Source organism: Paenibacillus camerounensis (assembly GCF_000723885.1).
Classification (GTDB): domain Bacteria; phylum Bacillota; class Bacilli; order Paenibacillales; family Paenibacillaceae; genus Paenibacillus_AQ; species Paenibacillus_AQ camerounensis.
In genome coordinates, this window is record NZ_CCDG010000016.1 from 1 (window position 1) to 24,335 (window position 24,335).

The window sequence follows — 24,335 nt, forward strand, 5'->3', positions numbered from 1 at the left end:
AGAAGACGGCATACGAGATAAGACCGCCGGCTGTATAAATGAAATGGTTGACCTCAACAGGGGTCAGGCGGGCTTCGGGATTGTCAGGGTACAGCTGTCTGCCGGCCAGAGCCAGCAGGCAATTATAGCTGCCCTCCGCCAGATCTTCTTCCCAGTCCTCATAATCATCGAGCAGTTGCAGCGTGATTAGGACCTCCTGGACAGCAGCTTCAGCAGCCGGTATAGAGGCCGCAGAGCCGGTGAGCAGCAGAGCGCCTGTAGCTGAAAGCTTGAGCGGTGCCGCTTTGGCGGCAATCCGGCTGCGGTCGTTATAGTAGTAGTTACCGGAAGCTTCATTGCTGACGCTGTCAGACCATTCGAAGAGATAACGCTTGAAGTGGCTCCAAAAGGAGGACTCTGCAGAAAACAGCGGGCGGTAGCGGTCAAAAAACTCCGCATACAGCAAGTTGGCCAGCGGGAGCAGCTCAGCGGCCGAACTGCGCCGGTTATCCATCAGATCATCCTGCAAAAAGAAATAAAGCATCAGAAGGACATTGCCTGAGGACATGATGTGTGTCTGCTGCGCGCTCAGCCCGCATTCACTGCGCAGCCAGAACGGAAGCAGATAGCAGATATAATTCTTTTTGCTGCGGGCCCGGAAAACATCGAACTGCTCCAGATAAGCCAACCCCCTGAAGTTCAGCGGCTCCGGAAATGCGGCAATGCTTGCTTTGCATTCCTGAAAAACAGCTTGAAGCTCCTGCTCATAATCATTCAGCCAATCCATCGGCTTGTCCCCTGTCACTATAAGGTTTGTCTGTAAATCTATGCTGTTTTGATACTATGATTGTATGCTGCATTAACATCTATTTCAATTAGAATTTGAAGGGGGAATGTGCAGATGCAGTGGTACACATTCGGGCAGATGCTGGCCCGGATCCGTATCGGGCAGAAGGCCGTTACGCCTGACGGGCGTGCGGTTATCCGCAGTGCCGGCGGTCTGCTCTGGCGGGGAGGAAGGCTTAGCGGAACGGTAGTTGAAATCAGGGATTATCTGTTCTCTGATATCTGGGCGATTAGTGAGGATGAGACTGTGATGCCGGAGAGCGGATTGCGGGAGGCGCATGAACGCAGAGAACGGGAAATGCTGATTAACCAGTATGAAGAAGTGAGGGAGGAATTCCTGCGGGACAGACGCCTTAAACCGGGAAGAAATTCATGAGAGCAGCCGGAAATTATCCGGCTGCTCTCATTATTGCTTCTGTTAATTCCCTGTATGCTCAGTAAGGCTGAGGAGAAGGGCTTCGTACTCCTCCTTGAGGCGGAGCAGCCTGCTGATGCTCTGCGGAAGTCCGCCCGGCCGGTTGCGCCGGGTCCATAGCCCGCGATAGCCGTGCAGCAGCAATTCAAGATCATGAATCTGCCTGCGGATAACGGCCGGGCCGGGCGGCTCCGTTGCTCCGGCCAGCTGCAGCTTGATCCGGGCGAGCTGTACGGCATGCTTCACAAAGTGAATGCCGTTACGCAGCTCAAGCATCACAAGCTCTGCATCCGCACAGCCTAAGGACAGCACCTCCAGGCGGTCCTCAATGCCGAGTATATATTCCTCCAGCTGATCCAGCTGCTCCGGGCTAAGCTTGCCGGCAATCCCCATATTGTCCAGCCGGCTGCGCAGCAGCATGGACATTTCGGTATCATTAGGACGCAGGGCGCCGGACTCCAGCTTGTAATAATTGCCGAGGTCAAGCAGGAGCTGGCCGATTCCGGCTGAGCGGTCGCGGAAGATGAAGCTGTTCAGGTATCCCGCCGTATCGGCCTCCAGATTGTTATCGACACTCCAGGCGAGTGCGGCACCGAAGACGTATCCGGCATAGCTGACCGGCAGATGCTGCCAGTGGCCGAAATCGCCCCAGTCGGTAATGAGATAGCCGATTGCGCCGTTCGCTTTGCCGTGTACAGCTGCGCTGCGCAGATTGGCCAGCATGTTGTCGGTGCGGCCGGTCAGCGAATTCCAGGAGCTCGTACCCGGACAGACATAGAACGGGATTTGCGCCTCACGGAATTTCAGGGTGTCCGCTTCGAAGGGATGGCCTGCACTATAGCCCCATTCCATGGCGATAATATCCTTCGGAAGAAGCGGTATCAGCTCGGGATACTGAATGATAATATCCCCCCAGAACTGCATCTTTTTCCCCCTGGCAGTGACCAGTTTATGAATTTCAAGCAGGAAGGACAGGTATAGCGGACCCTTGCCTCCGGTATCAGCAAGGGCTTTACTCCGGCCAAGCCCCAGTTCATAAGTTTCATCACAGCCGACATTGAACTGCGCGGAAGTGAAGTAGGGCAGAAGATCGTCGTACATTTTTCCCAGGAGCTCAAGGACTTCAGGATGCTCTGTTCGGAATGTACCCGGCTGCATGAATAGTCCGTCCGGGTAAAGATCGTGGTCATACATGCTCTCAGGCAGCTTGAAGCCTCCGGGAATTTCGGCCAGGTGATTGAATTCCGGACGGGTCAGCCAATTCTCCATATGGCCGAAGCTGTTCTGGTTCGGTACAAGCTCAATATAACGCTCGCGGCAATATGCATCCAGGCGCAATATTTCGTCGCCCGTAACCGGTGTTTCCAGCTCCCAGACCTGCGGAAAGGACTCGTAGGCAAAAGGAGAACCTTCTATATATAGCTGTAACTGATTAAGCTTCAGGTCAGCCATTAAATCAACAATCTGCATTAAGGTTTCCAGCTTTGGGATTTTATTGCGGCTAATATCAAGCATCAGCCCGCGGGCGGCAAAATCCGGCTGATCGCGGATATACAGGTAAGGCAGCTCTCTGCCGCACTGCTCCAGAATTTGCTTCAGTGTAGCTACAGCATAATAAGCCCTTTCCGGAGTACTGTAGCTTATAACTATTCCGTCTGCCCCGGCTGTAATTTCGTATCCCTGTGCAGGAAGCAGCGGGCTGTAATGGAAGCTCGCAGCCGGCAGGGCAGAGGAACGAAAGCCGATAGAGAGGGGCAGGCTAAGCTGCAGCGCCCGGCTGATTATCTGCTGCAGCTTACAGGCTGCGGGCAGTATATCCCGGTTCTCTGCTGCAGGGATAATGATAGAGCTGTTCAAAGGGATGCGAAACAGCCCCTCTAAGACCGTTAGAGTCTGCGGATAGGGCAAAAGCTGCAAAGCGCAGATTTTAGACATAGCTGAGACACCTCTTATTCATGTAGAATATGATCACCTGTAAATAACGATAGCATGCTGAAATAGAAGGAGGAATAGAGTGTATGCCCAAGCTCATGGATTATATGATCAGCCCTTATCCGCTAAGAATCATTGATCCCAAGCTGGATGCTTCTATGCTTAGGTTAAGGGCAATCCGGGTCGGGCAGGTTGGGCATCTGCCGGGCAGAACGCTGTTCCGCAGTAATGTGGTGTTCGGTCACTGGGCGATGGTCTATATCGTATCGGGCTCAGGGGTAATGTCTGAGGATGGGGGCGAGGACCGGCTGGTTGGGGAAGGGAGCCTGTTCTTTTTCCGGCCGGGCTGCTGTTACAGCTATGGTCCGCCCCCCGGCGGAAGCTGGGATGAATACTACATTAACTTTACAGGAAGCCGGGTGGGTGAATGGCTGGAAGCAGGAATTATACCTGATGAAAGTGTCATTCAGGCCGGCAGGCTTCCGGGGCTTGCAGATTTCTTTGAGGAGGTGCTGGGCCTGATGGACGGCGGTATTCCTGCTGATGCCGACCGTGCGGCGTTGCGGCTGGAGGCTATGCTGCTCGAGTGCTTCTTTGTGGTCCGGGATCACCAGCGGCTCTGGAAGCCGGGGACGCTTCAGCTCATCCGCAGGGATCTGGAGGCCTGCATCTATGAGCAGCCTGATCTGCAGGAGCTTGCCGCGAAGCACCATATATCCATGTCAACCTTGCGCCGGATGGTCCGCAGCAGCAGCGGTTATCCGCTGCATGAATATATCCATAGGCTCAAGATGGGGGAGGCGAAGCATCTGCTGCTGAATACCTCTCTGCAGGTCAAGGAAATTTCGGGCATTCTGCATTACAGCGACCCGTTTTATTTCTCCAGACTGTTCAAGAAATACATGGGCATCTCCCCGCAGCTGTGCCGCAGCAGCGTCCTTTAGCGGATGAATTCATGGCTGAAATAGAAGAAATTTGTCGGATTATGCTGATTTATGTTGACACTTATAAAAATAGGGTGCTATTATTTAGCTAATATTAACAGAAAGTTTAGTGCTATTTGACTATGCATTTACCGGAGATGAAACCATGAGAGAATGTTACTGCATTACTTGCCGTATTCTCCACAAGGTTGATGTGCGCAATGATCATACAGTCCGTGTACTTTCCACCGGTTATCATATTGTTGGAGAGCAGCGTTACCAGATTTGTATTTGTAATATTAAGCAGCCGCATCCAGGGCCGGCAGTATCCAGCTGAGCGGGATTGGCCCGTAAATGCCCGCAACCGATATTGTACGCCGCAAAACAGCCTGTCCGCTTACGGACAGGCTGTTTTGCGTATACGGCGAGCCGGGTATGATATGTTGTACTAGTTTTTGGTGAAACGAATAAAAATATAATAAATACCTCAAAAAAAATTAGGTCGCAATGTTATTTTTTTGCAAAGAAAACGTTGTCAATAAACATAGAAACTTGTTATTGTGATTTTTCTCATGTATGATGCTTTTAAACAAAGCTTTGATAAGCTCGCATTTTCCAAAAAAGGTGGAGAATAGGGTGGTGGGATGAAAATCAAATCAACTGCGGAAGACAAAATGATAGCTTTTTACAGATATTTTTCTTTGTCCCTCACATCTCTGATGTACCTCCTGGACCATACGGGGCCTTCCGTCATTTATAAATCCCTATTAATCGTCTCGCTTTTCTTAACAGCACAAGTATTCGTAATCATTTACCGGAGGCTCCGGGCCAGACCGCGGGTTCTAATGCTCGCAGTCAGTATAGAGATGGCTGGCGTTATTGCACTGACCTTACTGACAGGCGGTTTTGACAGTGTATTCAAGCTTTACGTACTTAACCCTGTTCTTATCGCGGCGGGATCGCTGTCCATGTATTTCGGATGGGGGCTGCTGCTGAGCTATATTGTTATGATAACCGGGTTTTGCTATATATTTGTTAGTTCCGCGGGCAAATCTTTATCAGATGCAGTGCTGCAGAACGGCAACCTGTTTCTAGCCCTGGTACTTGCGGTTATAGTTATGCAGATGGTTAACAGGATCAAGCGGCAGCGGGAAGAAGCGAACGCGCGGACCAACGAAACCATGGAGCATATTAAATCGCTCTATCACATCGTAGAAACCTCCAGCCAGCATGACTTCATGAATATCGGCCAGGTCATCACAGATTACGTAGTGAAGCTGACCAAGCTGGATAAGGCCTTATTCTGGTTTGCCAAAAAGAGCGGTGAGCCCGCTCCGCAGAGCCGGCAGACCGGTTGGCAGCATGAAGAGGAACGCTTTTTGTTCACAGAGCTGGAAAAGCATGAGCACGAGTGGAGGCTGCAGCGTGAGCCGGTGTTCAAGAGTATGCCGGGCCTTGGCGATTTTTTGCTGATGCCGGTAAGAATGAGTACCCGCTTTGTCGGTATGATCGGCGTGAAGCTGGAATCTTCGGAAGGACTTGAAGGGCGCAGATGGTACATTCAGCAGCTGATGTTCCTGTCAGAGCTTAGTGCGATCATTCTGGAGCGGCATGAGCTTGGGGTCATCGAGAACCGTCTGATTATCACGAATGAGCAGAACCGGATCGCAGATGAGATGCATGACAGCGTATCGCAGAGCCTGTTCGGCATCGTATACGCAACCCATTCCCTGAAGCAGACCTGGCGCAAAATGTCCGAATCGGAGCTTGAAGAGCAGATTGACCTGATTCATGATTCGGCAACCCGGGTTGCCAAGGAGCTGCGGATTACGATTTACAGCCTCAGTTCTAAAAAAAGCGGCGGACCCACCTGGCTTGGGATGGTCAGATCACATCTTAAGAGCCTGTCCAGGCTCAATGATGTGGAGATTGAACTGAAAATAACGGGGGATGATTTCAGCCTCCCTTATCCTTACCACAAGGCACTCTTCCGGATAATATCCGAGGCGACAGGCAACGCCATACGTCATGGTGCTGCCAGCCGGGTGGATGTTGAGCTGTCCCTGAAGCCTAAATGGATCAGACTTTCCATTACAGATGACGGAATCGGTTTCGACACCGATCTGCTGTGGACTACGTCTGAAGATACTACCGGCGGGCTTGGTATGAAGAATATGCAGTATCTGACTCAGTCGCTGGGCGGAGAATTTCATATCTCCAGCAGCGAGAATGCAGGCGCCAAGATTTCGATTTCGATACCTGTCGGCGTGGCTGAATTAAAGAATGCATAAACTTTAGGCAGGAGGTCATTCAAGTGAATATCGTCATTGTTGATGATCACCCGTTGGTGAGAAGAGGATTGGCAGCGGTCATTTCCATGCAGCCGAATCTGCATTTTGCAGGCGAAGCAACGAATGGCCAGGAAGCTCTTCTGGTTATTGAAGAGACACAGCCTGATCTTGTTCTGATAGATCTGCGGCTGGCGGATGAATCGGGCCTTGATGTTATCAAGAGTGCCCGGGCCCGCGGACTTTCCAGCAAGTTCATCCTGCTCACCTCATCGGCAAGCCGGGAAGACTTCCTCAAAGCCGAAGAGGTACTGGTTGACGGGTACGTGCTAAAGGAAGCCCTGCCGGAGGAACTGCTGTTTGCAATCCAGCTGGTTTATAAGGGCCGGAAGTATTATGATCCCGGACTTATGGAAGATAAGATGCGGATGAGCGGCAGCAGTCCTACCGACGAATTGACACCTAAGGAGAAGGAAGTACTGATTGAACTCGGCCAGGGTGCATGCAACAAGGATATTGCTTCGCGCCTGTTCATCAGTGAATTCACCGTCAAGAAGCATGTAAGCCAGATTCTGGCGAAGCTGCAGGTTGCTGACCGTACGCAGGCAGCGCTGTACGCCAATGCAGTCGGACTGACCAAGTATGAAATGTCCTACGATTAACAGCCATTCATAACGTTTATAGAGATAACAGAGCACGGACAAGGATGTCCGTGTTTTTTTTTGCAACAACACGAATATTACAGAAACAGCCCCGGTCTTTTCGCAAAGACCGGGGCTGTTTCTGTGGATTCTTTTAGTGAATCTAACGTGAAGTGTAAGTTGATCGCATCCTTATAAAGACAGGCTTGGAGCTGACGTCGGCTTAGCTCCCATCCATCAGCTGGATTTTCGCCGGGGTATGGTACTAAAGTATACCATTCAGCCCCGCATAGGCACCAAATTCACTCACACGAAAGTGAACATTAAAGTAATGGGAGGAGCCATGTGATAACCCGTACAGATTGATAGAATAAGACACAAGATATCTGAAACTTTCATGAATGCTTTCAGAACGTAATGAATGCGGAAGGAGGGTTACTGTGGAAAAGACGATTTTGGATTACATTAACCTGATAAAGAAGAGGCTCTGGCTGATCACGATTTTTGTATTAGTCTCCTGTGCCACTACCTTCTATGTCAGCAAGAACTTCGTTACACCCGTCTACTCCGCCTCCGGACAGCTGCTGGTCAACAATACCGCAAATGTACCCGAGAGCAACAATCTTAACAATCTGAACTTCAGCCTGAACCTCATCGAGAGCTACAAGGAAATTATGAAGTCCCCCGCAATTCTGAGCAGTGTTGTTGCTGATCATCCTGAGTTTGGTCTTACGGAAGAACAGCTGGCTGCAAAGCTGCAGGTAAGATCCTCTGAGAAAAGCTCGGTTATCAATCTGAATGTGCAGGACGAAAGCTACAGCACGGCTGCCAACATTGTTAACGCGGTTTCGCAAAGCTTCATCCGCAGCCTGCCGTCACTGATGATGCTGGATAATGTTACTTTCCTGACACCGGCTGATCCGGCCGATGTTCCGGCACCGGCTAACGGCGGTGTAGCCATGAATCTGGTCATCAGCTTTGTGGTTTCACTTATGGCTGCAGTCGGAATCATCCTGCTGCTGGAAACATTGAATGGAACCCTCCGCACGGAGAAGGAAGCAGAGTTTGATGTCGGACTGCCGGTCATTGCCAGCATTCCGGTCATCCGCAAGCGTGATTTGGGCAGAGCGGCTAATGCCGATGCAAGAGTAGGGGAGGGTGCTTATGTTACGGCTGAATAAAAGCTTGATTGCAGACTTGAACCCGTCCTCGCATATCTCCGAAACCTTTCGTTCGCTCCGCACCTATATCCGTCAGCTCGGGCTGACGGGAGGCGACAGCGGAAAGGTGCTTCTCTTCACCTCGGCTGAAGGCGGAGAGGGGAAGACGACGGTTCTGTCCAATCTGGCCGTATCCTTTGTCCAGGACGGCAAGAAGGTAGCGGTTATCGACTGCAACCTGCGTCGTCCCGGACTGCATGCGGTGTTCGAGGTAGAGGGCAGTGAAGGGCTTGCCGCTTATCTGAGCGGCCAGGAGGAAGCGAAGGATATTGCTGTATACGGAAATCTGGCCAATCTGGCCGTGGTTCCGGCAGGCAAGACCCGCATCAGTCCTCCGGATCTTCTCGGCAATTCCAAAATGGCCACTCTGCTGGAGGAGCTGAAGAACAGCTTCGATCTGATCCTGCTCGACACACCTCCGGCAGTGGAATACAGTGATGCCCGTATTCTTGCCCCGCTCACCGACGGAGTCATCCTGGTGGCCAGGCACGGCAAAACAAAACGTGAGGCAGTCCGTAAGCTGAAGACGCTGCTTGAGCAGAGCGGGTCGAATATTCTAGGCATTGCCATGAATCAGGCCAGATAAGAGTTCCTTAAGTCTCAAAACCCACACATAACGATCAGGAGGTAAGTGCGATGAAAAAGGTAAAGAAGGTAATTATCCCTGCAGCTGGGCTAGGAACGCGCTTCCTTCCTGCCACAAAGGCTATGCCTAAGGAAATGCTTCCAATCATCAACAAGCCGACCATCCAATATATCGTGGAAGAAGCGATTGCTTCCGGTATTGAGGACATTATTATCGTTACCGGTAAAGGCAAGCGGGCGATCGAGGATCACTTTGACAATGCGTTCGAGCTGGAATCCCGCCTGCTGGAGGACGGAAAGCTGGAGCTGCTCAAAGAGGTTCAGCGTTCCTCCAAAGTAGAAATTCACTACATCCGTCAAAAAGAGGCGATGGGCCTGGGGCATGCCGTATGGTGCGCACGCCGCTTTATCGGAGACGAGCCCTTCGGCGTTATGCTCGGGGATGACATCGTAACCGGGAAGACACCTTGCCTCAAGCAGCTGATCGACCAGTACGAGGAAACACAGAACTCGGTCATCGGAGTACAGGAGATTCCGGATGAATTCACTAACCGGTACGGGATTATTGAACCGGATCTGCAGGACGGACGGCTCTACCGGGTTAACAATTTCGTGGAGAAACCGCCGCTGGGCTCAGCCCCGTCTAACCTGGCAATCATGGGACGTTACGTCTTCACTCCAAAAATCTTCAAATATCTCGATCTGCAAGAAAAAGGCGCCGGCGGCGAAATTCAGCTTACAGATGCTATCCAGAAGCTGAACCAGAGCGAACGGGTCTATGCCTATAACTTCGACGGAACCCGATATGATGTCGGCGAACGTCTCGGCTATATCCTGACTACACTGGAATTTGCTCTCCAGAGCGATGATCTCCGCTACCCGGTAATGGATGCGATGGCAGAATGGCTCAGCAAAGCCGGACAAACCACACTTAGCAGCTAATAATATTTTAAACTTTTAGGAGGAATGAGAAGAAATGAGCATGCAAAAATTGCCGGAAGACTACGAGGCCGTCCTGCCGAAACTTTACATGCTGCATGCCAAAGAAGGAAGCAAAGGAATGGATTCCTATCTGGTAATGAAGCGGATCATTGATATTCTTTTCTCCGCCCTTGGTCTTCTCGTACTGCTGCCGCTCTTCGCCCTTGTGGCCGTCCTGATCAAGCTGGAGGATCCCAAAGGCAAGGTGTTCTTCCGGCAGAACAGAGTGGGCAAGGACGAGGTGCTGTTTCCGATGTATAAATTCCGGTCCATGGTTTCCAATGCGGAGGAGCTCAAAGCGAACCTGATGGCATACAACGAAGTGAGCGGGGCGATGTTCAAGATCAAGGATGACCCCCGCATCACCCGGATCGGAAAATTCATCCGCAAGACGAGCATCGATGAACTGCCTCAGCTCTGGAACGTGCTGATGGGCCATATGAGTCTGGTCGGCCCCCGTCCTCCGCTCGTTGAAGAGGTGGCGCAGTATACGGATTACGACAAGCAGCGGCTGCTTGTTACACCGGGCTGCACCGGATACTGGCAGGTAAATGCCAGAAACAGTGTAGGCTTTGATGAAATGGTGCAGCTGGATCTGACTTATATCCATATCCGGAGCACGATGCTGGACCTGAAGATCATTTTCAAAACCGGCCTTATGCTGCTCGGTTCCAAGGATGCTTATTAAAAATATGGGAATTGGGTGATTGCCGATGACTGAGTACGGAGAAATCCCACAGGTTTCCATTATTATCTGCACCTACAACAGATCGGCGCTGCTGGTTAAAACCCTTCATTCGCTGACTGGACTTGAGAATCTGCATCGGGCTGAGATTATCGTGGTGGATAACAATTCCCCCGACAATACAGCGGCGGAGATTAAGGGCTTCATTGAAGCGCATGGTGCAGAAATGGATATCCGTTACCTTCTGGAGCCGGTACAGGGATTATCGGCGGCCCGGAATACAGGAATTCTGGCTTCCAAATCGCAGATTATTGCTTTTCTGGATGATGATGCGATACCTTGCCGGAATTGGATTACAACAATAATCAGCACCTTTGAGGAAAGGCCGGAAGTGATGGCCATGGGCGGAAAGGTTGCCCCGATCTTCGAGAGCAAGCGCCCGGACTGGCTGATCAAGCCGTTTGAGCTGCCTTACACCATTGTTGATTTGGGCAACAAGATCAGGGAATATCCGAAACGGCTGCATCCGTGCGGAGCTAACATGGCGATGCGCAAGCCGGCATTTAATATCAGCCTGTTCCCGCTGGATCTCGGAAGAAAGGGCGATTCGCTCATCTCGGGCGAAGAAACCTGGCTCTTCGGACAGCTGGAAAGACAGGGACACACCATCCTGTATCATCCGCAGATGTCCGTTGACCATTTCGTGGCTGCAGGGCGCCTGACCGAAGACTGGATCATGAAAAGGTATTACAGCCAGGGCATCTCTAACGCCATGAAAAGCGAAGGGCTAAAGGGGAATCTGCTGCTGCTGGGTAAGACGGCTGCCAAAATCGTGTATGTGATGGCCGACTCGGTCTTCTCCAGAAGCCGGGGCAGAAAGCTGCTGAACAGGTGCCGCCTGGAGAGCATTCGCGGGACGCTTCACATGTTTTGGAACCGGAAGAGGGAATCTGCAGCGGGGTGAGGGAAGACAATGACTAATTTTGAGTGGGGCACTAAATTACACGCTTTGCCATACGGAATGCTCTACCTCGTGTCCGCTCTTCTTTTGGGGACCGCGGTCATTTACCAGCCGGTATTTGCGGTAGCGGCCGTACTCTTGATTATTTTACTGACTGTCTCCATCTCACGTCCCGATGTAATCAGTTATTTCGTACTCCTGACAACGGCGGTCTCGATCAACTTTTTGTATAGCGGCAGCATGTTCGGCATCGAAATTCTTTCGCTCTACAAGCTGATGATTCTGATGCTGCTGGTACCCTGCATTCTGGTCAACGGGCTGAGGTTCAAGCTTAGTCCTCCCCTGTGGGCCATGTTCACACTGCTGATTATCACCTTCGGCTTCTCAGCCTGGCTGCCGGAGATGAGCTCATCCATTGCTGTAAAAGCTTTTATCGGATTGTCGCTCCCCTTCGTGTTTCTGCTGATTAACTGGAAGAAGGAGGTTGCCGACAAGCAGATCCGCATCATTGCGATGCTGCCTGTGATCAGTGTAGGGCTAGGGATATTGCTGCAGGCGGCAGGGATGCATTCTCTTCTCGCTATAGAATTCACGGGTGCTGTACGGCTGCAGGGAGCGAACATTGCACCGCATCTGGCGATGCTGGCCTTCATAGGTGTGGCAGTCTGCTTCATTGAGATTAAGCGCAGTCCGCAGCATATCCGCTTATTCTACGCCATGCTGGCCCTGAACTTCCTGATTCTGGTAGGAACAGGGACGAGGGGACCGATGCTGGCCCTGGTGCCAATGGTTCTCTATTATTTCTACGACATCTCGCGTCAGTACTTAAAGGGTAAGTCACAGTATTTAATCCTGCTGCTGGGCGGGGGGATCGTACTCTCCGGAGCTGTATATCTGCAGCTGGACAATCTCAGAAAACGTTCGTTTGAACGGACAACGGAGACGGGGATTGACCTGTCGGGCCGGACGGAGGCGTGGGAGTTTTTCCTGAACAAGGCAGCCGGTTCGCCCTGGGCGGGCCGGGGGCTTGGATCAGCCACCGTAGCCAATGACGGCACACTCTATTACGGATTTGTGGTTCCGCACAATGAGTATATCCGGTTCTATTACGATGGAGGGTACATTGGCGCCATCCTGCTGCTGCTTTCCTTATTGGCTGTGTTTCTTGTAGTTTACAGAGCTTTGGCTCCGCCGGTCAGACCCTATTACGCTCTCTTGATTGCAGCGTTTCTCATTTATTCTTTTTCAGACAACACGCTGTCGACGGTCCAACTCATCATTCCGTTCTGCTGGTATCTGAACTGCTTGTATCGATCTTCACAGCCATCCGATTCCCCACAAAAAGAAGTGATACGATGAACCAAGTGAATATGTTCGATGTTAACTTTGATAACTATGATTTCATGGATCTGCTGGATTACATCGACAAAACGATTCAGGAGAGGAGCCAGTCCTACATCCTGACCTGCAATGTCGATCATGTAATCAAGCTGCGCAAGGACAAGGAATTCCAGACCGTATATTCCGAAGCAGGCGCGGTAGTCGCAGACGGCATGCCGCTGATCTGGGCTTCCAAGATGCTCGGCAAGCCGCTCAAGCAGAAGGTATCCGGTGCTGATCTGTTCAGCCGGCTGGGCAATGCTTTTGAGCAAAGGAAGTACCGGCTGTTCTTCCTTGGCTCGGCGGAAGGTGTACCGGAGAAGGCGACAATGAATTTAAAAGCGGCCTATCCTGGTATTAATGTCGTCGGCTGCTATTCCCCCTCCTACGGCTTTGAGCATAACGAGGAGGAGAACCGGCACATCATCAAGATGCTGACGGACAGCAGGCCTGATATTGTATTCGTCGGTGTAGGCGCGCCGAAGCAGGAAAAATGGATATACCAACATTACAACTCTTACCAGGCACCGATTTCGATCGGCGTCGGGGCAACCTTTGATTTTCTCTCCGGCTCCGTGAAGCGGGCGCCGGACTTTATGCAAAAGACAGGGCTTGAATGGTTCTGGCGGTTAAGCCAGGAGCCGGGAAGACTCTGGAAAAGATATCTTGTAGACGATGCCCAATTCCTAGTGCTGCTGCTCAAGGAGCTGCGCAAGAAGGACAGAGTGAAGGGCAGAAGCCTTGAATAATGAAGCTGCCGGCAGGAGGGGGAAAGAAGATGACGGAGGACAAAGAAAGCGGGCTATCGCTGCCCTCTCTGGGCACCTTGAAATCAGGCGCGGCCATGGCGCTGATCAGTGCCATATGTCTTGGAATCCCGCTGGTTATCGGGTATGCGAGTGCGCAGCTCAGTGCCTCCGACAGTCTGCAGGGAGCGATACTGGCGGGACTTCTCTTTCCCGCCCTCCTCCTGGCACTGCTGAAGCCGAAGCAGCTGATCGCTTACACGCTGCTGATCTGGGCGGTGGCCCCGGAGCTGAGACGCATTGCGGACTGGTCCGAGGGTGTATACCACCCGGTTTCGCTGCTTAGCCTGGCGCCGCTGCTGACGGGGGCTACCCTTGCCATTCCGGTGCTGCGTGAGATTCACCGGATCCGCAAATCATCGACCCGGATTCTCCTGCTGTTCTCCGTAGCACTGGCTTACGGCGCCATCATCGGGCTGGCAAAGAACGGAGTAGGCTCTGTGTACGATCTGGCCAATTACATCGTACCGCTGCTGCTGATTCCTTATTTTGCGGTAACAAGGTTTACGCCGAAGGACATTGACCGGCTGCTGTATGCTTTTGCCAACATTGCAGTGCTGGTAGCCGCCTATGGGATCATTCAGTATCTGACCGTTCCGCCGTGGGATGCCTTCTGGATGCGCAATGCCGATATGATCTCCATCGGAACGCCGTATCCGCTGGAAGTCCGGGTATTCTCCACACTGAATTCACCCGGGCCGGCGGCCACCTTCCTGGTCTTCGCCCTGGTGCCGATGGTCCTTGAACGCAGATGGCAGGGTACACTGCGCTGGATCGGCGTCCTGCTCGTCGTAATCTGCCTGCTGACCACACTGGTCCGCGCAGCCTGGCTGGTCCTGCTGGTGATGCTGCTGGTCTACATCGCTTCCTCACCCTCCAAAGGCAAATGGAAGACGCTGCTCCAGCTGGGCTTTGTTGCCGCCGCATTGTTCTGGATCGTTCCCAAGCTTCCGGGTGCCGAAGGACTGGTTGCACGGATGGAGACCTTAACCTCGGTGCAGGAGGATCATTCCTACAATGAGCGTCTTGCCCTCTGGCAGAACATGGTTCCGCTCGTAGCATCCAATCCGGTCGGCCAGGGGATTGGCAGTGTGGGACAGAGCACCAAGATAGGAAATGGAGGAGAGCTTGGCGAGTACGGAAATATGGATAACGGGTTTATCGCATTGCTGCTCACCTTCGGAGTACTTGGCGCCTTGTTCTTCTTTGGCGCACTGGGTGCGGTCATCAAACAGATTGTAGGCAGGGTCACGAGCAAGGACAGCCTCCAGCCCTATGCCAGGCTTTCGCTGGCAGCCTGGACAGGAGCGGTAGTCAGCCTGCTGTCTGATAACGGCTTCCCCGGATTGAAGGGATACCTGATCTGGATGCTGATTGGACTTGGTCTCGGCGCCAAAGAGATTATTGAAAGCAGAAAGAAGGGATCACCGCATGCAGCAGCAGTCGAACGCCAAATCACTACCCACTAGCGCGGTATGGTCCTCGCTCAAACGGTTTACCCAGAGCAAGAACAACAGCTCGGCGGCAGTGAAAACGATGATGGTCAGCATCCTGATTCTCCTGGTCAATATGCTGACAGGCGTGCTGACCGCCCGCTACCTCGGGCCGACAGGCCGGGGTGAACAGACGGCGATGGTGAACTGGTCACAGTTTCTGGCGTTCAGTATGAGCTTCGGAATTCCGTCGGCACTGATCTACAATGCCAAGAAGAACCCGGATGAAGCCGGAGTGCTGTACCGGGTGGCGCTGCTGATCGGCCTCAGCTTCGGGATAGTGGCAATGGTAGTAGGCATTTTTGTTCTTCCGTATTGGCTCAATTCCTTCAGTTCCGAGGTTGTGCTGTTCGCCCAGTGTTCAATGATTCTGTGTCCGCTGATTGTGGTCTCCCAGATCAATAACGCGGCCTTTCAGTTCAGGGGGGATTACAAAACCTTCAACTGGCAGAGGTATCTGGTTCCGCTTCTGACGCTGGCTGTAATCGGTATTCTGATTCTTACCGGCAGTATGAACCCGTATACTACCGCACTGGCCTACCTGATTCCGTCGGTGCCGCTGTTCATTTGGATGACTACCCTGCTGCTGCGAACCTACAGAGTTAAGATGAGGGACACTTACCGTAATTTCAAAAGGCTGTTCACTTACGGGCTGGGTTCTTACGGTAATGATCTGCTAGGCCAGTTCTCCACCTATATCGACCAGATCATAATCGCCGGCCTTCTGCGGCCGGCTGATCTGGGGCTGTACGCAGTGGCAGTGAGCCTGTCGCGGATGGTTAACTTCTTCTCGAATTCGATTACTGTGGTGCTGTTCCCGAAAGCCTCCGAGCTTTCGAAAGATGAAGCGATCTCGCTGACCTTCAAGGCTTTCCGGATCAGCACCACCTGCACCCTGCTCGGCGCGCTGTTCCTGATGCTGGTAGCCCCACTGGTGATCCCGCTCTTGTACGGCAAGGATTTCAATACAGCGCTGACGGTATTCCGCCTTCTGCTGCTGGAAGTAACAATCAGCGGAGGCACCCTGATTCTGGCTCAGGCCTTTATGGCGCTGGGTAAACCGAAATTTGTATCCATCCTGCAGGGGGTGGGCCTGATTCTTGTCATCCCGCTGCTCTTCCTGCTGGTTCCAAAATTCGGATTGTTCGGGGCAGGGGTAGCAATGCTGTCATCGGCTGCGCTCCGCTTCCTGTTCATTATCCTTAATATCAGATATAACCTGAAGGTTAAGCTTCCCCGCCTGCTGATTAGCAGGGAGGACATCCAATGGATGAAGACAACGATGAATTCTTACATCCGCAAGAAACCAGCGGACACCAGTAGTTAGCAGTTAAGTGATTTTGTGTTTTGCAGCGGGCAGAAGATACGTTGCGAGCACTTAGCGGCTAAATAACCAAGGGACGGTGTATGACGGAGCGGAGGGAAAGTTTGGAGCTGTAGAAACGAAGTGTTCGCCTTAAAGCTTTTCGCAGAAAAGCTCACTTCGTAAGCATAAGCTGTTTTCTAATTTCAACTGCTAACAGCAGTCTGATAAAGAAATTAGAAAACAACAGCGATCGGAAGCCCAAACATTTCCCGCAGCGACGGCACACACCGGACCACCCAAGTAAAGGAGGAGACCTTCATGGATTCATTGACAAGCGTGCTTGGCAGCCCGGGCAGTTATCCGATTTCGGTTGTCATCATTGCTCAGGATGACGAAGTTCGCATATCCAAAGCAATTCAGTCCTGCCGGACATTCGCCGATGAGGTGGTTGTAATCGACGGAGGCAGTAAAGACGGGACGGTGCAGCTGGCTGAAAGCCTCGGCTGCCGGGTATACGTCAACCCATGGCCCGGATATGCCAAACAAAGGGAATTCGGAGTGGAACGCGCCGTCCATGATTGGGTCTTCCTGATTGATACCGACGAAGTGGTCAGCGACGAGCTGGCACAGGACATCCTGCAGCGCAAGCCTAGCCTGACAGACCGGGGAGTAGCCTTCTCTCTGTACCGGATCGGTGATTTCCTGGGCAAATGGCTGGACAAAGGCGAATATCTGGTCCGCCTGTACAACCGTAAGGAGTACGGAATCCGCAACTCTCTGGTGCATGAAATGCCTGAGGTTGAGGAGGAGCGGACAGTGCGTTTGAACGGTGTCCTCTGGCATCAGGGCTTCCGCAGCATCAATGACCATGTAGCCCGCTTTAACAAATACACTGATCTGGAAGCGCAAAGTGCATTTGCCAGCGGTAAGCCGTTCAAGCTGAGAAATCTGCTGCTGCGGCCGCCGGCGCGTTTCCTGCAGAAATATTTCCTGCATGGCCTGTTCAAGAAAGGCATTTCCGGATTTGCGGTATCCGTATTCTGGGTGATGTATGAATTCATGGTCGGCTTCAAGCATTACGAATTAACCAGCTCCGGCAGGCTGGCCCGGCATAATGCGCAGGGTCAGGCGGAGAAAGGGAAGAAGGGGGAGAGAAGCTATGCCGTACAGTGACGGACTTAACATTATGACGACCGGCCTCAGCTGGCCGTCGCTGCAGCCCGGCGGGCTGAACACGTATTTCAAATCAGTCTGCGAGCAGCTCTCCACACGCAACCAGGTGCATGCGCTGATCTGCAGCCAGGAGACACCGCCTACTCCCAAGGAACTGATTATCCATAATGCGGGTGATCCCAAGGAGACGATCTGGAAGCGCAAGGATGCCTTCCAGCGCAAAGCAGCCGATCTGATGGGCAGCGGCAGCGGACGCATCGACATTCTGTATTCTCACTTTGCCCCATATGGCGTCGGGCCGGCAATTGAGGCGAAGAAGCGGGGCATACCGGTTATCATGACCTTCCACGGCCCGTGGAATGAAGAGATGAAGATAGAAGGCCAGGGCATCAAGCACCGGGTCAAGACAACTATTGCCAAATCAATCGAACGTAAGGCTTACAAGCTGGCTGATAAATTTATAGTACTGAGCGAATACTTCCGCGATATGCTGCATCAGCTGCACGGGGTGCCGCTGCACAAGATCGTCGTTATTCCGGGTGCAGCCAATGTGGAACGTTTCGTTCCGGCGAACAACCGGCTGGCGGTGCGGCGGACGCTGAATCTGCCGGAGGGGGCAACCACCGTATTGACTGTGCGGCGGCTGATGAACCGCATGGGGCTGCTGCAGCTGCTGGAGGCCTGGAAGCAGGTATCGGAGCGCTTCCCGAATGCAATTCTGCTAATCGGCGGCAAAGGACCGCTGCGCGGTGAGCTGGAAGAAAAAATCGCCGATTACGGCCTTGGCAACAAGGTCCGGCTGCTCGGATATATTCCGGATCATGAGCTGGCTTCGTACTACCAGGCAGCCGATATGTTCGTAGTTCCCTCGCAGGCGCTGGAGGGCTTCGGATTGATTACCGTTGAAGCATTGGCTTCCGGACTTCCGGTCATGGCTACCCCGGTTGGCGGCAACAAGGAAATACTCCAGGGCTTCCGTCCGGAGCTGCTGTTCAAGAGTGCCGCCAGTGAGGATATGGCAGAGGGCATGATCCATATGCTCAGTAACCGCAAGCTGCTGCCGGGCCGCGAGGAATGCCGGACTCATGTCCTGGAGAAGTACACCTGGCAGCATGTCGGTGATCAGGTCGAATCCGTATTTCTGCAGACATTGGGAAAGGGTGTGGCTGCAGGATGCTAAAAGTCGCCTATATTGATCACACCGCTAAATGGAGCGGAGGAGAAGTTGCCCTGTTCAACATTCTCACCAATATCGGAAAGAATGTGGAGCCGCTCGTGATTCTGGCTGAAGAGGGTACGCTCGCCGAAAGGCTGCGTGAAAAAGGCATTGATGTACGCATTATCCCGCTTGATGAGAGCATCCGCAGCCGCGGCAGAAACGCCGTCAACCTTGGTGCTCCGGCAGCGGCCTTCAAGCTGCTGGCCTACGGCAGCAAGCTTGCCCCCCTGCTGAAGCAGGAGAAGGTGGACTGCGTACACACCAATTCACTGAAATCCGCGTTCTACGGTGCGGTTGCCGCCAAAAAAGCGGGTGTGCCGCTAATCTGGCATATCCGGGACCATATTGGAGCCCCGTATCTGAAGCCAGTGGTCGCCAAGGCCATCCGCCTGATGTCACGGCTGCTGCCGAATGGGGTCATTGCCAACTCCCACTCTACGCTGAACGCGCTGGAGCTGCCGCAGACGAAGAAGACGCTCGTTGTCTACTCCGCCTTCGCCAAGGCAATCAGTGAGGGAACGCGCAGGAGAGACCAGAAGGATTTCAACGTCCTACTGGTTGGACGGCTGGCACACTGGAAAGGCCAGCATATCGTGCTGGAGGCAGCCAAAGCCTTCAAGCAGGACAGCAGAGTGAAATTCTGGCTGGCCGGTGATGCGCTGTTCGGGGAAGAGGAATACAAGCAGGAATTAATCCGGACGATCCAGCAGAATGATCTGACGAATGTCAGCCTGCTGGGCCATGTGGATGATATACAGGGACTGATGCAAAAAGCCGATCTGCTGATACACACATCGGTTACACCTGAGCCGTTCGGCCAGGTTATCGTAGAAGGCATGGCAGCGGGACTGCCGGTGGTCGCTTCGAATGAAGGCGGGCCGGTGGAGATCGTAGTTCCCGGAGTGACAGGGCTGCTGATTCAGCCAGGGGATGCCGGAATACTTGCAGAATCCGTTCTCTGGATGCTGAACCATCCTGAAGAGCGGAGACGGATGGCCGAGAATGGAACAAAGCGGGTGAAAGAGCATTTTGTCATCGAGAATACCGTCAAAGACATTGTTGATTACTACAAAGGCCTGCTGGCGGCAACCTGATCTTGCTTGATGATGCTGCTCCATAAAACTTTGAGGATGATTCACATGAAAATTGCGATAGCGCACGATTACTTAATCCAAATGGGCGGAGCGGAAAGAGTAGTGGAGGTATTTCACCACATGTATCCGGAAGCTCCGATCTTCACAACCGTGTTCAACGGAAGCCGATTGACCGACAACCTCAAAGACGCGGACATCAGGGCCTCCTGGCTGCAGAAAATTCCGGGAGTGAAGACCAATTTCAAAGGGGTGCTGCCGCTATATCCCATGGCCATCCGTGATCTGGACTTTCGCGGGTACGATATCGTCCTGAGCTCCAGCAGTGCTTTTATGAAAAGCATTCAGGTGCCCGAATCGACGTTCCATCTCTGCTACTGCCATACGCCGATGCGCTTTGCCTGGGATTATGACACGTACATGGAGCGGCAAACCAATTCCGGTCTGTTCAAAAGACTGCTGAAGGTCTACATGCAGCGGCTCAAGACCTGGGATCAGCGGACGAGTAAAAATGTTAATCAGTTCGTGGCTAACTCTTCCGTTGTGAAGACGCGGATCCAGAATTATTATCACCGCGATGCGGATATTATCTTCCCGCCGATCAATACGGCACGCTTCACCAGCTCCAATTCCATCGGTGACTACTATCTGATCGTCTCGCGGCTTGTATCCTACAAGCGGATCGATCTCGCGGTAGAAGCTTTTAACCGGAACGGGCTGAAGCTGTTCATCGTCGGAGACGGGCCGGACCGCAAGCGTCTGGAAGGCATGGCCAAAGGCAACGTATCGTTCCTGGGCCGGCTGGAGGATGCCGAGGTAACAGGGCTGATGTCACAGTGCCGGGCGTTTATATTCCCGGGTGAAGAGGATTTCGGCATTACGCCGCTTGAGGCGAATGCTGCAGGAAGACCGGTTATTGCTTATCAGGCCGGCGGTGCACTGGATACGATCGTCCCTTATGTGAACGGCGTGTTTTTCCAGCACCAGGAGGTTGACGATTTACTGAAGGCCATAAATGAAGTGGAATCCTACGCATGGGATATCGGCCGGATTATGGGTCATGCCCGCAAGTTCGATGAACAGGCGTTTATGGTGCAGTTCAAGCAGTATGTAGAGCAAGCCTACGTTAATTTCCTAAAAGGAGGATGATTATATGAAGCTGGCAGTTATCGGTACCGGCTATGTCGGTCTTGTATCAGGCGTTTGCTTTACACTGAATGGTAATCATGTGATCTGTGTCGATAAGGATGAGGACAAAATCAATAAGCTTAACCGGATGGAATCCCCGATCTATGAGCCGGGCATCGAGGCGCTGATTGAAATGAATCTGCGTGAAGGCAGATTGTCCTTCTCCTCAGATCTTCAGGAATCGGTGCGCCGCTCCGATATCGTCATCCTGGCGGTCGGCACACCGTCATTGCCGGGCGGCGAAGCGGATCTGCAGTATATCGAAGGTGCGGCAGCCGAAATTGCCGAGGCGATGGAAGGCTACAAAATCATCATGACCAAGTCGACGGTTCCGGTCGGAACGAACGAAAGAATCCGCAAGCTGATTGCTTCCCGCACCAACCACCCCTTCGATATTGTTTCCGCACCTGAATTCCTGCGTGAGGGCTCCGCGATCCGTGATACCCTGCATCCGGACCGCATCGTGATCGGGCTCGACAACGCGGCTATTGAGCCGGTCATGCGCCAGCTTCATCAGGGCTTTACAGAAAATATCTTCGTAACGGATATCCGCAGTGCGGAAATGATCAAATATGCTTCGAATGCGTTCCTGGCGACAAAAATCTCCTTCATCAACGAGATTGCCAACATTTGTGAAAAAGTGGGAGCTGACGTGACCATGGTGGCGGAGGGCATGGGAATGGACCGGAGAATCGGCTCCTCGTTCCTGCAGGCCGGCATCGGTTACGGAGGCTCCTGTTTCCCGAAAGATACCAATGCGCTGATCCAGATTGCCGGCAACGTGGACTACGAGTTCAAGCTGCTGAAATCGGTGGTCGAGGTGAACAAGGACCAGCGGTTCATGATTATCTCCAAGCTGCATGAATCGCTCGGCAGCCTGCGCGGCGCCGTAATCGGTATCTGGGGCCTGGCCTTCAAGCCGAACACCGATGATGTCCGTGAGGCTCCGGCCCGCGAGATCGTGGAGGCACTGGTAGCAGAGGGCGCCACAGTGAAGCTGTACGACCCGATCGCCGCCGCTAACTTCCGGGCACAGTACGATCACCCGCAGCTGCGCTGGTGCGGCGTACCGGAGGAGGCTGCCGAAGGCAGCGATGCTGTCTGCCTGCTGACCGACTGGGCGCAGTTCAAGGATATTGATCTGCATCATTTGGCCGGTACCATGCGCCGCCAGATCCTGATTGACGGCCGTAACCTCTACTCCAAGGAGCAGATTGGAGGAACGGGCCTTGAGTATCATTCTGTCGGCCGCCCGCAGATGGGTGGGCTTAGCGGGTACTCTCCTGTTGCCGGCGCGGTTTAAGCTTTAGATTTCTAAGTTTGTACGTTTGTACGTTCTTATCTCTTTCGTGCATAGTGCAAAACTCTGACATAACTATAGCCCATAATCTTTAGCTCTTAATCTTTAGCTCTTAATCTTTAGTTCTTAGTCTTTAGCTCTTAGTCTTTAGCTGCCGCCGAACCAAGCGGCAATTCCGGGTCTTTAGCAGGGAGCCTTCCCTGCGTGAACAGCAAACAGCTTACCTGTTGTAAAAAGGATCGGAGAGGAATTTTGGAGCTGTAGGAGCGGTAGCGTCCGCCTTTGTCTTCGGATTTCTACCGCGGCCAGCGGTTCAAATCAGGAAATCCGAAGACAACAGCGGCAGGAAGCCCAAACATTCCTTGGAGTGACCCTAACAACAGCCCGAGGTTTTGATCTTCTTTCCTGCAAAATGCTCCCAATAACAATCCGAAATTTTAGCGTCACCACATACCAAGGAGGGGTTCCCCATGAAACTAGTACTTCTATCAGGCGGTTCAGGTAAACGGCTCTGGCCATTGTCCAATGACTCACGTTCCAAGCAATTTCTGAAGGTACTGGAAAGCCCGGCGGGCGAACCGGAATCCATGGTACAGCGGGTCTGGAGACAGCTGGAGGAAGCAGGGATGACGGGCTCGTCCTATCTGGCCACAGGCCGCAGCCAGGTGGAATCGATTCAGAGCCAGCTCGGCAGCCATGTGCCGATTATTGTGGAGCCGGAGCGCCGCGACACCTTCCCGGCCATTGCCCTGACAGCGGCTTATCTGTATTCCATCGCCAGTGTTTCCCCGGCAGAGACGGTAGCGATCCTGCCCGTCGATCCTTATGTGGAAGCTTCCTTCTTCGATACCGTAATCCGGCTGGAGCAGACGATGGAGGAGAGCGGCGCAAATCTGGCGCTGATGGGCGTAGTGCCTGAGCATGCATCAGAGAAATACGGATACATTATTCCGACCAGTGCAGCGGCCGGGGAAGGCGGCTATCTGCAGGTGAGCCATTTCCAGGAGAAGCCTGACCGTGTACAGGCAGAAGAGCTGATCAGCAAGGGTGCCCTTTGGAACTGCGGCGTATTCGCTTTCCGCCTCGGTTATTTGCTGGATATTCTGCAGAGCAAAGGCCTGCCGCTTAACTACGAGGAGCTGCAGAAGCAGTATAAGCTGCTGGCATCCATCAGCTTTGATTATGAAGTGGTTGAAAAAGAGGAGAAAATTGTCGTGCAGCCGTATGCCGGTTTCTGGAAGGATCTCGGCACCTGGAATACGCTGACCGAGGAAATGAGCAGTAATCTGGTCGGCAAAGGGGTGGTAACCTCTGATTCGGAGCGGACCTGCCTGATCAATGAGCTGGACATTCCGATTACAGTCATCGGGGCCAAGGACCTGATCATCGCTGCCAGCCCGGACGGTATCCTGGTTACCCATAAAGCGGAAAGCCCGCGCATCAAGGAAGTACTGAAGTCTCACGAACAAAGACCGATGTACGAGGAACGCCGCTGGGGTCATTACAAGGTAATCGACTATGTGAAATATGATGAGGGTAATGAAGTGCTGACGAAGCGGATTTTTATCGAGAAGGGTAAAAATATCAGCTATCAGCTACACCACAAGCGCAGTGAAATCTGGACCTTTGTCAGCGGGGAAGCAAGCATTGTCATCAATGAAAAGATGCATACAGTAAAAGCCGGTGATGTTGTCCGCATCCCTGAAGGCACTAAACATGCCATCCTGGCACTGACAGATGTGGAGTTTATAGAGGTACAGAGCGGCTCAGAGCTGGTGGAGGAGGACAACATCCGGATAACGCTGGACTGGGAGGACATCGAGCTGCATCAGTTTATTTCATAGGTCTAATTAATCTATTTAACCAATTGTGAAAAGTGTGAAACGGGTATTAGGAACTATTTATTAAGAGATCTTCATTTTT

At 52.7% G+C, this 24,335-nt stretch carries 21 protein-coding genes; 19 read left to right on the forward strand and 2 right to left on the reverse strand.

The window, feature by feature from the left end:
• Positions 1–766, reverse strand: a 766-nt coding sequence (locus BN3772_RS31780; RefSeq protein ID WP_052380402.1) for a hypothetical protein, incomplete at its 3' end; no start/stop codon positions are given.
• 114 nt (positions 767–880) lie between these two features.
• Between BN3772_RS31780 and BN3772_RS06285 the strand changes: the two genes are divergently transcribed.
• Positions 881–1,201, forward strand: coding sequence for a hypothetical protein (locus BN3772_RS06285; protein ID WP_042197888.1), 321 nt, complete (start codon positions 881–883; stop codon positions 1,199–1,201).
• A gap of 42 nt (positions 1,202–1,243) precedes the next feature.
• Here the strand turns inward: BN3772_RS06285 and BN3772_RS06290 are convergent, their stop codons facing one another.
• A complete protein-coding gene (locus BN3772_RS06290) occupies positions 1,244–3,175 on the reverse strand; it encodes a beta-N-acetylhexosaminidase (RefSeq protein WP_042197890.1) in 1,932 nt (643 codons plus the stop codon).
• Positions 3,176–3,258: 83 nt separating this feature from the next.
• On the opposite strand from BN3772_RS06290, the gene BN3772_RS06295 reads away from it, so the two are divergent.
• The 18 genes from BN3772_RS06295 to BN3772_RS06385 all read left to right on the forward strand — a co-directional run bounded on the left by BN3772_RS06295 (position 3,259) and on the right by BN3772_RS06385 (position 24,256).
• Positions 3,259–4,116 carry a helix-turn-helix domain-containing protein gene (locus BN3772_RS06295; protein WP_042197893.1) on the forward strand — a complete coding sequence of 286 codons (858 nt, stop codon included), beginning with the start codon at positions 3,259–3,261 and terminating at the stop codon, positions 4,114–4,116.
• A gap of 623 nt (positions 4,117–4,739) precedes the next feature.
• Positions 4,740–6,386 (forward strand): sensor histidine kinase, encoded by a 1,647-nt coding sequence (locus BN3772_RS06305; RefSeq protein ID WP_042197897.1) that lies wholly within the window; start codon positions 4,740–4,742, stop codon positions 6,384–6,386.
• A 23-nt stretch (positions 6,387–6,409) separates the two neighbouring features.
• A complete protein-coding gene (locus BN3772_RS06310) occupies positions 6,410–7,045 on the forward strand; it encodes a response regulator (protein ID WP_042173203.1) in 636 nt (211 codons plus the stop codon).
• Positions 7,046–7,464: 419 nt separating this feature from the next.
• Positions 7,465–8,205, forward strand: a complete 741-nt coding sequence (locus BN3772_RS06315; protein WP_042197899.1) for a YveK family protein — start codon at positions 7,465–7,467, stop codon at positions 8,203–8,205.
• Entirely contained in the window at positions 8,189–8,830 is a 642-nt protein-coding gene (locus BN3772_RS06320; RefSeq protein WP_042197901.1) for a CpsD/CapB family tyrosine-protein kinase, read from the forward strand. The genes BN3772_RS06315 and BN3772_RS06320 overlap by 17 nt, the downstream gene beginning before the upstream one ends.
• Before the next feature lie 50 nt (positions 8,831–8,880).
• On the forward strand, positions 8,881–9,771 hold the full coding sequence (galU, locus tag BN3772_RS06325) for a UTP--glucose-1-phosphate uridylyltransferase GalU (protein ID WP_042173208.1): 891 nt from the start codon (positions 8,881–8,883) through the stop codon (positions 9,769–9,771).
• Positions 9,772–9,805: 34 nt separating this feature from the next.
• Positions 9,806–10,498: a sugar transferase gene (locus tag BN3772_RS06330; protein WP_042173210.1), complete on the forward strand. Its 693-nt coding sequence runs from the start codon at positions 9,806–9,808 to the stop codon at positions 10,496–10,498.
• A gap of 25 nt (positions 10,499–10,523) precedes the next feature.
• Positions 10,524–11,459 (forward strand): glycosyltransferase, encoded by a 936-nt coding sequence (locus tag BN3772_RS06335; protein WP_042197902.1) that lies wholly within the window; start codon positions 10,524–10,526, stop codon positions 11,457–11,459.
• A 9-nt stretch (positions 11,460–11,468) separates the two neighbouring features.
• On the forward strand, positions 11,469–12,815 hold the full coding sequence (locus BN3772_RS06340) for an O-antigen ligase family protein (RefSeq protein WP_042197904.1): 1,347 nt from the start codon (positions 11,469–11,471) through the stop codon (positions 12,813–12,815).
• Complete coding sequence (locus tag BN3772_RS06345; RefSeq protein ID WP_042197906.1) at positions 12,812–13,585, forward strand: WecB/TagA/CpsF family glycosyltransferase; 774 nt, start codon at positions 12,812–12,814, stop codon at positions 13,583–13,585. The genes BN3772_RS06340 and BN3772_RS06345 overlap by 4 nt, the downstream gene beginning before the upstream one ends.
• Before the next feature lie 29 nt (positions 13,586–13,614).
• The gene (locus tag BN3772_RS06350; protein ID WP_042198056.1) at positions 13,615–15,111 is read left to right on the forward strand and encodes an O-antigen ligase family protein; all 1,497 of its coding nucleotides are present in this window, start codon (positions 13,615–13,617) and stop codon (positions 15,109–15,111) included.
• The gene (locus BN3772_RS06355; protein ID WP_042173222.1) at positions 15,074–16,462 is read left to right on the forward strand and encodes an oligosaccharide flippase family protein; all 1,389 of its coding nucleotides are present in this window, start codon (positions 15,074–15,076) and stop codon (positions 16,460–16,462) included. Before BN3772_RS06350 ends, BN3772_RS06355 begins: the two co-directional genes overlap by 38 nt.
• 297 nt (positions 16,463–16,759) lie before the next feature.
• Complete coding sequence (locus BN3772_RS06360) at positions 16,760–17,614, forward strand: glycosyltransferase family 2 protein (protein ID WP_042197908.1); 855 nt, start codon at positions 16,760–16,762, stop codon at positions 17,612–17,614.
• Positions 17,601–18,794, forward strand: coding sequence for a glycosyltransferase family 4 protein (locus BN3772_RS06365; RefSeq protein WP_042197911.1), 1,194 nt, complete (start codon positions 17,601–17,603; stop codon positions 18,792–18,794). Before BN3772_RS06360 ends, BN3772_RS06365 begins: the two co-directional genes overlap by 14 nt.
• On the forward strand, positions 18,788–19,927 hold the full coding sequence (locus BN3772_RS06370; RefSeq protein ID WP_042197913.1) for a glycosyltransferase family 4 protein: 1,140 nt from the start codon (positions 18,788–18,790) through the stop codon (positions 19,925–19,927). The genes BN3772_RS06365 and BN3772_RS06370 overlap by 7 nt, the downstream gene beginning before the upstream one ends.
• 45 nt (positions 19,928–19,972) lie before the next feature.
• A complete protein-coding gene (locus BN3772_RS06375) occupies positions 19,973–21,073 on the forward strand; it encodes a glycosyltransferase (protein WP_042197915.1) in 1,101 nt (366 codons plus the stop codon).
• 4 nt (positions 21,074–21,077) lie between these two features.
• Complete coding sequence (locus BN3772_RS06380) at positions 21,078–22,415, forward strand: UDP-glucose dehydrogenase family protein (protein ID WP_042197917.1); 1,338 nt, start codon at positions 21,078–21,080, stop codon at positions 22,413–22,415.
• Positions 22,416–22,882: 467 nt separating this feature from the next.
• On the forward strand, positions 22,883–24,256 hold the full coding sequence (locus BN3772_RS06385) for a sugar phosphate nucleotidyltransferase (protein ID WP_042197919.1): 1,374 nt from the start codon (positions 22,883–22,885) through the stop codon (positions 24,254–24,256).
• Positions 24,257–24,335: the final 79 nt, after the last annotated feature.